The sequence below is a fragment of the Psychrobacter sp. T6-1 genome, assembly GCF_052258445.1.
The window spans coordinates 1-10280 of record NZ_JBQQFC010000075.1; the positions used below are offsets into that span (position 1 = coordinate 1).

General features: G+C 45.8%; 9 protein-coding genes and 1 riboswitch. Of the genes, 3 read left to right on the plus strand and 6 right to left on the minus strand.

The annotated features are described in order from the left end of the window. From ACTXGO_RS06140 to ACTXGO_RS06155, 4 genes are all read right to left on the minus strand, one after another. Window positions 1-461 (minus strand): uroporphyrinogen-III synthase (locus tag ACTXGO_RS06140; protein ID WP_443573715.1); only part of this gene is annotated, 461 nt, incomplete at its 3' end. 56 nt (window positions 462-517) lie between these two features. Beyond that, window positions 518-1537, minus strand: a complete 1020-nt coding sequence (gene hemC, locus ACTXGO_RS06145) for a hydroxymethylbilane synthase (RefSeq protein WP_443573716.1) — start codon at window positions 1535-1537, stop codon at window positions 518-520. Window positions 1538-1706: 169 nt separating this feature from the next. Further along, window positions 1707-2444, minus strand: coding sequence for a LytR/AlgR family response regulator transcription factor (locus ACTXGO_RS06150; protein WP_443573718.1), 738 nt, complete (start codon window positions 2442-2444; stop codon window positions 1707-1709). 302 nt (window positions 2445-2746) lie between these two features. After that, a complete protein-coding gene (locus ACTXGO_RS06155) occupies window positions 2747-3898 on the minus strand; it encodes a histidine kinase (RefSeq protein ID WP_443573720.1) in 1152 nt (383 codons plus the stop codon). A gap of 128 nt (window positions 3899-4026) precedes the next feature. Here ACTXGO_RS06155 and argH point away from each other — a divergent pair, with 128 nt between their 5' ends. The 3 genes from argH (at window position 4027) to thiC (ending at window position 8356) form a co-directional block, all read left to right on the plus strand. Further along, window positions 4027-5400 carry an argininosuccinate lyase gene (gene argH / locus ACTXGO_RS06160; protein WP_443573726.1) on the plus strand — a complete coding sequence of 458 codons (1374 nt, stop codon included), beginning with the start codon at window positions 4027-4029 and terminating at the stop codon, window positions 5398-5400. 192 nt (window positions 5401-5592) lie between these two features. Then, window positions 5593-5883, plus strand: a complete 291-nt coding sequence (locus tag ACTXGO_RS06165; protein ID WP_317199666.1) for an oxidative damage protection protein — start codon at window positions 5593-5595, stop codon at window positions 5881-5883. A gap of 81 nt (window positions 5884-5964) precedes the next feature. Beyond that, window positions 5965-6081, plus strand: a riboswitch (TPP riboswitch). Window positions 6082-6307: 226 nt separating this feature from the next. Beyond that, window positions 6308-8356 (plus strand): phosphomethylpyrimidine synthase ThiC, encoded by a 2049-nt coding sequence (gene thiC, locus ACTXGO_RS06170; RefSeq protein WP_443573722.1) that lies wholly within the window; start codon window positions 6308-6310, stop codon window positions 8354-8356. 83 nt (window positions 8357-8439) lie between these two features. Here the strand turns inward: thiC and ACTXGO_RS06175 are convergent, their stop codons facing one another. Further along, window positions 8440-9330: a fructose bisphosphate aldolase gene (locus ACTXGO_RS06175; protein ID WP_435950020.1), complete on the minus strand. Its 891-nt coding sequence runs from the start codon at window positions 9328-9330 to the stop codon at window positions 8440-8442. A gap of 189 nt (window positions 9331-9519) precedes the next feature. Then, window positions 9520-10280: EamA/RhaT family transporter (locus tag ACTXGO_RS06180; protein WP_443573724.1), on the minus strand; the 761-nt coding region annotated here is incomplete at its 5' end.

The following is a 10280-nucleotide window of genomic DNA, read 5'->3' on the forward strand; positions in this document are numbered from 1 at the left end:
GCAACCATAGGTTGTAGCACTTGATAGTTGATAGGGCGCTCATCACTTTGTAGGACAGCAGCTGTCGCTGTGCCAACCGCAATAATATGACTGGGCGCTTCATTGTTAGCTTTGTTGAATACAAATACATCAGGTGACTGGGCTTGCAAGGCTAAAGAGTCACTGCCTGTCTGTTCTTGGACTTTTTGTTCAAGTTTTTGCCATACCCCAAGGCCAGAGGCGGCAGCCGTTGGACTAACGATGACAAGCGCCTGATAGTCACCTGCCATCCATCGCTTCATCACCTGCACCTCTTGCTCAGTAATGGCGCGTGGTTGCAAGGCAAGCATCGGCATATCAACTACGGTCAGTCCAGCGCTTTGTAGCAGATGCGTCAGCGGCGCGGCGCGCTCTACTGGGCGCGTATTGATCACTATATTTGAGGACAAAGCAGCAGACAATTGATCTAAATCGGATGACATAGACATACCATTACGTGTAATAAGATAAAATAAATAGCCTGTTCAAAACAACATTACTAGCTTTGGTAAATGGCGGATAATATCTCATCCGCCCCTTTAGCAAGGAGCATATCCGCCACGTCAATACCCAACTCATTAGCCTGCGACTCTTGCTCATCTTGCGTGCCCGTCAAGGTAATACGTTTGTCCGCTTTGAGCAATCGGCTACCATTCTCAGACCCTACGCGGCCACGTAGCCAAAGCGTGTTGCCATTATCATCATTACCGTTATCCATATTATTATCGAAACTGTCCGCCATTTGTAATACCGCAAACGCGGCAATAGGTACCTGACAGCCGCCTTGTAGATGCCTATTAAGCGCGCGCTCTGCGATTAGGCGAATACGAGCCTTGTCATCGTTCAGCGGCGCAAGTAAGTCCATTACTCGCGTATCATCTTCGCGGCACTCAATTGCAAGCGCGCCTTGTCCGACCGCAGGCAGACACATATCAATATCCAATTCACTACGAATACGCGCATCAAGCTCAATACGCTGTAAACCACTGGTTGCCAAGATAATTGCATCATAATCATTAGCATCAAGCTTACCTAGGCGCGTGCCGACATTGCCGCGCAGGGTTTTGATTTGTAAATCTGGTCGATAGGCTTTTATTTGGCACTGGCGGCGTAGACTGGCGGTACCAACGATAGCCCCTTGTGGTAGCTCATCGATACTTTGGTAGCTATTAGATACAAAAGCGTCTGTGGGCGCTGCACGGGTGCAATAAACGCCAAGCGTAAGCCCTTGTGGTAGTTGCATCGGTACATCTTTTAGCGAGTGTACGGCTATATCCGCTTGTTTATCGTACAATGCCTCTTCTAGCTCTTTGACAAACAACCCTTTACCGCCGATTTTGGCTAAAGGCGTGTCCAAAATCTTATCGCCCTTAGTGACAATTTTGAGCAAATTAATAGTCATGTCAGGATATAGTGCTAGCAGTCGATCTCGAATATGCTCAGCTTGCCATAACGCTAAGGGACTTTGGCGTGTTGCGATGTTTAGGGTAGTCAAGGCAGGTTGTCGCTGGTTACTCATAAAAGACCTCAAATCAATGTATTGCTAACGTCGTAAAGTAGGGACGCAAAAAAATACCCCTATTTAAGCATAAATAAGGGTGTGATGATACGGTATGAATGATTTGCAGCTCATGACTAATGCTCACTAAACAACTTCTAAATACAGCAAGATCTACATAAGACGATATCTACATACTCTGTATTTTTTCACGTAGCGCAGGCAGATGGCGACGGCTAACCGCTAGGGTCTCATCAATACCCTTAAAGCGAACTTGATACTGACCTGCATCTACTGTCTCCAAAAAATCTAAATAGCTTAGATTAATAATGGCATTGCGATGTACACGAAATAGGCGATCGTCAAATTCTTGCTCAAGCTCTTTTAGAGTCTCATCAATCAGTACAATACCGTCTTTGTGGCGCACTTTGACATACTTTTGATCAGCGGTACAGTAGTAGATGTCTTTGAGTTTAATGAGCTCAACGCCGCGATGAGTCCGTGCTGAGATATGCTCACGAATGGGCCGTGCTGTTGGATCCTCAAGTTTACGGATCTCATTGAGCTGGGCGGCATTCAAGCTTTTGGCTTTACTCAGTGCCTCTAACAGCTCATCTTTGTTAGCAGGCTTGAGCAGGTAACCAATCGCATTGGCTCTGAGTGCGGCAATCGCATAGTGATCATAAGCAGTAACAAAGATGATAGCAGGCGGATGCTCAAGCTTATTGAGCTCATGAGCGCAGCGCACACCGTCCATCTCAGGCATACGAATGTCTAGTAATATAATATCGGGTTGATGAGACTTTACGGCGGTAATAGCTTCCATGCCAGTCGTTGCTTGAGCAACCACTTTATGACCTGACTCTTGCACGATTCTCACCAAACGCTCACGCGCTAATGGCTCATCATCACAAACTACAATCCGCATGTAATATCCTCTCTTAAACTATATGTGACCGCTATTTAGTAGTATAGATATTATACTGGTATATGCTCATATTCTTTTAATACTATCTATCACTTATTTATTCACTACTTTACATAATCACTGCATTTCAGAAGCTGTAAAAAGCCCTTTTAAAGACAATTTTTTGAGGTAAAAGCCTATTGCGTTATCTTTTTACATCAATTTAACTCGTGTTATTTATAATAATAGCTAGACCATTATCGATAGTAGTAATAATGTAGCAATAAATATGCCAGCTGTTAAAAAAGGTTGTTTTAAAAGCGTTACAGACCAACATCTTGAAGCGGATAGTTTATCTTAGTGATGATCTGTTCAGTTGTGACCGTACTGTTGATAGTAGCGCTATCGCCAAAGTAAGCGCGCAAACGCTCAGTTTGAATGTAAAAATCCATGTGTTGCTGCAAATCATAAATAACCATCAAAGTCTTGCTAGGCAGTTGCACGGTAATCGTAATGATCACGCGGTGCTGCTCCCACGTGACCTTTATATGAATATCAATGGTCTCAGTAGTCATCTCTACGACGTTGAGCAGCATCTTTTCCAGAACACTTTGCAAGGTGAGTGAAGTGATGACCATGTCATACATGATATCTTCTTCAGGTAGAGACCAATTGACAATCAGCTTGTCCGCCAATCGGCTCGACTCTATCGCTATGTAATGCTCACAAAGTGCAATCTCCTCTTCAAAACTGATCTCACGAGCGCCATTGAAGCTGGCACGAAAGAGCGCTGAGACGTGCTCTAGTAATTTAGAGGCGCGCGCAGGATTAGAATCCATAAGGGCGATTAGTGTATTAACGGTATTAAAGAAAAAGTGCGGAGCAATACGGGCCTTAATCATATCGTTTTGCGCGCCAAGCTTGTCCTCAAATGAGGCTTTGAGAGCGTTTAGCTCCATGTAGCGGCGTAAAAAGTATAGGATAAAGACTAAAGTAAAACCGCCGCCCACAATACTATCGAGCATAACGTCTATGATAAACGTTCGAGTATCGTACTTGAGCCAATCAAAATTAATCATTACCAACTGCACTAAAATCATAGTTACAGCAGAGCTTGTCATAAATAGCGCTATGATATAGACGCTGACTCTAACGTTACTCATGCTCTTAAATATGGGTCGCAGATAATCGATAAGATATAAAACAGGAAGGATTGAGATGACGTTTTGAAAAAAATAGCCTGCAAAAAAAATGGCAAAATCAGACCCTGTAACCAAATCTTGGCGCTTAGTGATAGTAACAAATAACGACCAAAAAAAGAGGTACATCAGCCACTGCCAAGGCTTCATCATGACCATGAGCTTGGGGATAAAAAACTCTAAGCGCGCCGCTAGTAAGGCGACCTCATCATTTGCTATACTTGAGTGCTTATTCTTATGAGTAGTCTTAGACCGATATGAACGCCATTTCTTCAAACCTTGATAGCTCCATTGATTCTGAGCAAAATAAAAAGTCACCTGTCTCTGATTCTAGCACAGATACTATGAGCAGCACTGAACAAAACGATTCGTCAAATGCTGCTCTAAATAGTCAGGGCCAGCAGATGTGGGGCGGGCGCTTTAGTGAGGCCACTGACAGTTTTGTCGCCGCTTTTACCGCGTCAGTTGGCTTTGATCAACGCTTTGCCCGTCACGATATCCAAGGTTCAATTGCCCATGCGACGATGCTTGGTCGCTGCGGTATCTTGGCTGATGATGAGGTTACAACGATCATAGAAGGTCTACGGCAGGTGCTCGCTGAGATTGAAGCGGGCGAATTTGAGTGGTCCATTGCCCTTGAAGACGTACATATGAACGTCGAGTCGCGTCTGACAGACATTATTGGTGCAGTTGGCAAAAAACTGCATACGGGGCGTAGCCGTAATGATCAAGTGGCAACCGATATTCGTCTTTGGCTAAGGGAGGAGACTGATAATATCATTGAGCTACTAGTGCGCTTGCAAAGCGGTCTCCTTAATCTGGCTGAGCAGCATACCGACACTATCATGCCAGGCTTTACCCATTTGCAGACCGCGCAGCCAGTAAGTTTTGGTCATCATGTCATGGCTTGGTTTGAGATGTTGTACCGCGATACCCAGCGCCTAAAAGATGCTCGTCGCCGTATGAATCAGATGCCGCTCGGTAGCGCAGCTTTGGCTGGTACGACCTTTCCGATAGATCGTACCATCACCGCCGAGCTGCTAGGCTTTGAGGGCATTTGCCAAAACTCACTTGATGCCGTCTCAGATCGTGACTTTGCTATTGAGTTTACATCGAACGCTTCGATCTTGATGATGCATTTATCGCGCATGAGCGAGGAGATTATCTTATGGATGTCGGCGCAGTTTAATTTTGTGCAGATACCCGATCGCTTCTGTACCGGCTCATCTATCATGCCACAAAAGAAAAACCCTGATGTGCCAGAGCTGGTACGCGGTAAATCAGCGCGCGTCTTTGGTCAACTGATGACGCTGCTTAGTCTGATGAAGAGTCAGCCGCTCGCTTATAATAAAGACAACCAAGAAGATAAAGAGCCGCTATTTGATTGCGTCGATACATTGACCGGCTCACTCCTTGCCTTTGCTGATATGCTACCGAATATCACTCCAAACATCGAGGCTATGCGCGCCGCTACCATGAAAGGCTATGCGACAGCGACCGATTTGGCCGATTATCTAGTGCGTAACGGCGTCGCCTTTCGTGATGCTCATGAAGTCGTCGGTCATGCAGTCGCTTTGGGTATCAAGGAGGGCGTTGATTTGAGTGACTTGTCACTAGCCCAACTACAACAATTTAGTGACGCTATCGGTGATGATGTCTTTGAGTATTTAACGCTTGAGGGCTCACTCGCGGCGCGTGATCATTTAGGCGGCACAGCGCCCAATCAAGTTAAGCAAGCGGTCATTAACGGCCGAGCCCGCCTTAAGGCTTTTGCTTAGTTGATACTTACCAACGTATATCTTTTATAAAGATACCCGCCATTGTTGCGGGTATTTTTGTTCATTCTCTTAGGCACACTCGCTGTTACCTTCTATACACCTGATAGCCTTTGCTAAATTGACTAAGACCGTTATCATAGATAAATACTAATATTTAATAAATAACTTTATAAAATCAATAAGGAGCACCTCATGACTGAGACCTTTAACCCGCAAGCCAATACCGTATTTTGCCGCAAATATCAGCAAGATTTGCCAAAGATGCCGCATCCGCCTTTTCCAAACAAAAAAGGTCAAGAGCTACAAGATACAGTTTCTGAAAAGGCATGGAAAGAGTGGCTTGAGCAACAAACCATGCTCATTAATGAAAATCATCTGAGTATGATGGATCCTGAAGCCAAAAAGTTTTTGACTGAGCAGCGGGATAAGTTCTTAGATAATGAAGACTACGAGCGTGCGCAAGGTTGGACGCCAGAGAAATAAAGCAAACTGCTATTTATCCTAAGCTAATTTTGCTACTATAAAGCTTGCTGGTGTAAACCTGCCAGCAGCAAATTTACAACACTGACAGACTCGGGGTGCGGTGTGCAATTGGTCACAAGCCAGTGCGCATTCGCTGAGAGATCACCCGCCGAACCTGATGCGGTTAGTACCGACGCAGGGAAGTCTTAAGCATACGTTATACCTATCTATTAGGCGCGCAGAAATGCCTTTTTATCATCATACTGTCTCTTATCGCTAGAACACGTTGGTTAATATGAAGTGGCGTCTACTGATTTTTGAAGCGTTTGACTGCCTATCATCGTAGTAAAACGTTTTATGCAATTAAGATAGATATAAATTCTATGCTTGTCCCGCAGCTACTGGCGGTGTTGATTTTATTCAAAACAACACGCTAGGACAGCATATGACAGCCTCAACCCTAATATCAAAACCTAATCAAAAGTCGTCTGACAAAAAAGCCGATGCACTAAAAACCCCTGCCCATCGCACCTCTACCGACGCCCGTTTTGAGGAGGACGCTCGCGACTTGCATCGTGTTCTCCCCGCTTCTCGTAAAGTCTATATCCAAGGATCAAGATCTGATATACAAGTGCCGATGCGCGAGATTACACTTGATCCTACGCCTATTCAAGGCGTTGATGAGTCGGACTGGGAGCACAACCCGCCGTTTTATGTCTATGACACTTCAGGCGTTTATACCGATCCCGATGCTCATATTGATCTCACCAAAGGGTTGCCTAAATTACGCGAGGGTTGGATCGCTGAGCGCGGTGATACCGAAGAGCTGAGTGGTCTGTCTAGCTCATACGGGCAAGCCCGTGCCCGTGACATTAGTACCGCTAATCTTAGGTTTGCGCACATCGACAAACCGCGCCGCGCTAAATACGTCGATGGCAAAGTAGGCAATGTCACGCAAATGTACTACGCGCGCCGCGGTATTATCACGCCTGAGATGGAATACATCGCTATTCGCGAAACACAAAAACAGCATGAGTTAACTGACATGCGCCAGCACGAGGGTGAAAGCTTTGGTGCCAATACGCCAAAGATTATCACTCCTGAGTTTGTCCGTGATGAAGTTGCCGCTGGACGCGCCATTATCCCAAATAACATCAACCATCCTGAGTCTGAGCCGATGATTATCGGTCGTAATTTTTTGGTGAAGATAAACGCTAATATCGGCAACTCAGCGCTCGGCTCTTCTATCGATGAAGAAGTGTCGAAAATGACGTGGGCGACACGTTGGGGCGCGGATACCATTATGGATTTATCAACGGGTAATCATATTCATGAGACTCGTGAATGGCTGATTCGTAACTCGCCTGTACCCATCGGTACCGTGCCGATTTACCAAGCATTAGAAAAAGTCGATGGCGTGGCAGAAGATCTTACTTGGGAGATCTTCCGCGATACTTTAATTGAACAAGCGGAGCAAGGCGTAGATTACTTCACCATTCACGCAGGCGTGCTGCTACGCTACGTGCCGCTGACCGCCAATCGTTTGACAGGTATCGTCTCGCGTGGTGGCTCTATCATGGCGCAGTGGTGCTTGGCTCATCATAAAGAAAGCTTTTTATACACGCATTTTGAGGACATATGCGAGATTATGAAGCAGTATGATGTCGCGTTTAGCTTAGGAGACGGCCTGCGTCCCGGCTGTTTGCAAGACGCCAATGACGAAGCGCAATTTGGTGAGCTACGTACCCTTGGCGAATTGACCCAAGTGGCATGGGAGCACGATGTACAAGTGATGATCGAAGGTCCCGGACACGTTGCGATGAACCGTATAAAAGAGAATATGGACTTGCAGCTTGAGATCTGCGCGGACGCGCCTTTTTATACTTTAGGGCCGTTGACGACTGATATCGCACCTGGTTATGATCATATCACTAGTGCCATTGGGGCGGCGATGATTGGCTGGTTTGGCACCGCCATGCTCTGCTACGTGACGCCCAAAGAGCACTTAGGATTGCCTAATAAAAAGGATGTCAAAGACGGCATAATCACGTACAAAATTGCCGCTCACGCCGCCGATCTTGCCAAAGGTCATCCAGGGGCACAAGCGCGTGATAATGCGTTATCCAAAGCCCGCTTTGAGTTTCGCTGGGATGATCAGTTCAATCTAGCGCTCGATCCTGATACCGCGCGTGAATACCACGATGAGACTTTGCCCAAAGACGCGCACAAGTCGGCGCACTTTTGCTCCATGTGTGGCCCTAAGTTTTGTTCGATGAAAATCACGCAAAATGTGCGTGAGTACGCCAAAGGCTTGGAAAATAAAGTCACGCCAAGTAGCGGTGATCTTCAAAACGAGAACCACCGTATCAAGCAGGTCGATACTGAACTGGTCGAGCAAGCCCGTGAAGCGAGCTTAGAGGAAGTACGTCAAGGCATGGCTGAGATGACAGAAAAATATCGTGCTGAGGGTCGTCAGTTGTATAAAGAGGTATGATAAAGACTGATTGTAATCCTAAAAAAAGGCGCTACTGATTAGTAGCGCCTTTTTAGCTGATGTCTTTTGCAAAAGGAGTCAAATTAAACCTTTGACGCCTCATAAATCTCATTGATCGAGTTATCAATGGTCTCAGCAAACTCTTTATCGCTCTGCTGCTTACTTAAGCCTTCGGTAAAGGCACGTGAGAAGCTGGCGATCATACCTGGGTTTTGCTTGAGCTTATCACAAGCTTGCTGGCGGCTGTAACCACCTGATAGCGCGACTACTTTGAGCACTTTTGGGTGATCGACGAGCTCTTGATAAAAGCCCTCTTCCTCTGGCAAAGTCAGTTTAAGCATGACTTGGTGATCGTCGTTTAAACGATCCAGATTGCGCAAAATATCTGCTTTGAGTATCACTTCACACTCGTGTTTTTGTGCGCTATCAATATTGACCTCAGGCTCAACAATGGGCATAAAGCCTTTAGAGATGATTTGTTTGGCGACATCAAACTGCTGCTGTACGACAAGCTCAATGCCATCGACGCTTGGCTCATAAATGACTGAACGCATTTTAGTACCAAATACAGGGTACTTTTTAGCTTTATCAAGTAGCGCATCCAAATCTGGCATCGGGCGCATCACTTGCACGCCGCTCATTTGCTCAGCTAGACCTTTATCTACCTTTAAAAAAGGAACGATGTTTTTATCTTCCCATAAGTAGTTGGCAGTGGACTTGCCGTTTACTTCACGATCCATCGTATCTTCGAATAAAATCGCACCAAGGACGCGCTCATTATCAAAGCAGTCGCAGGTCATAATGCGGGCGCGCATTTCATGCACTAAATCGAACATAGCATCATCGCTATCGTAGGCATCACCGTTTACGCCGTAATTCTCTAACGCTTTAGGCGTACTGCCGCCGCTTTGATCGAGTGCGGCGATGAATCCTGAACCCTCTTTTATACGTTGTAGTTGTTTTTGATATTCCATTGATTAAGTATCCTCTATTTATTGAATCTTTATTTTATCATAACGTGTTATAAGCGCTTAGCGATGTTCGTTCCTAACGACGTAGCAACACCCATAGCGAATTATAAATTACCTTACCATAAGCGCTAGCATTTGCTTGTATTTAGTCGGTTAACCGTCAAATTTTAATCAGTAAATCCTAACTCAAGTTTACGCCAAAAACAGCACCGCAACGCAGCAGATAGCCAGCAGGATTCCTAACATGTTAATGCGATTAAGATGCTCTTTAAATACGCCAACCCCGATAAGGGTAGCGACGGTAATCACCCCAACATTCATACCCGTAAAGACGATACTTGGTGATTCAGACAAGACTTGATGGGCGCGCACATATGCATAAATATTACCCATGTTCAGTACGCCAAGCAGCAGACCTGCTGCCAAAGCATTGCCCTGCCAGCGCACTCGGGTGATAAGCAAATAGATAAATAACAGCACAGCTGCCAAGCCAAAACTAACAAATAGCGTTAATGGAAAGGCGGCGCCCTGCTTGGCGACTTGCTTAAATAAAATATCAATAATGCCATAGCCGGCCCAAACACCGAATAACCAAAGTGGCGTCTGCCTAGCGTATGAGAGAGCACTGTTATTGCTAGTCGTGCTGTCGCTAGGATGATCTATATTAGCAGTACTAGTGGTAGCTATAGCCAAGTGCTGCGGGCGATACACCAGCGCGCCTAGCGCTAAAAAACCCAGCATTAGGCCAAATATACGTGTCCCTGTCAGCACTTCACCGAACCATAAAAAAGCGGCGATGATAGGAATAATCAGTGATAAGCGCTGAGCGGCGTCCGTGGCAACCATACCTACCGCTGAGATAGCACGGCCAAGAATAACAAAAACGAGCGGCAGTAAAATACCAAGGGCGATGATAATGCCCCATGCGCCGCCAAGCGTACTGATAGCGCTGA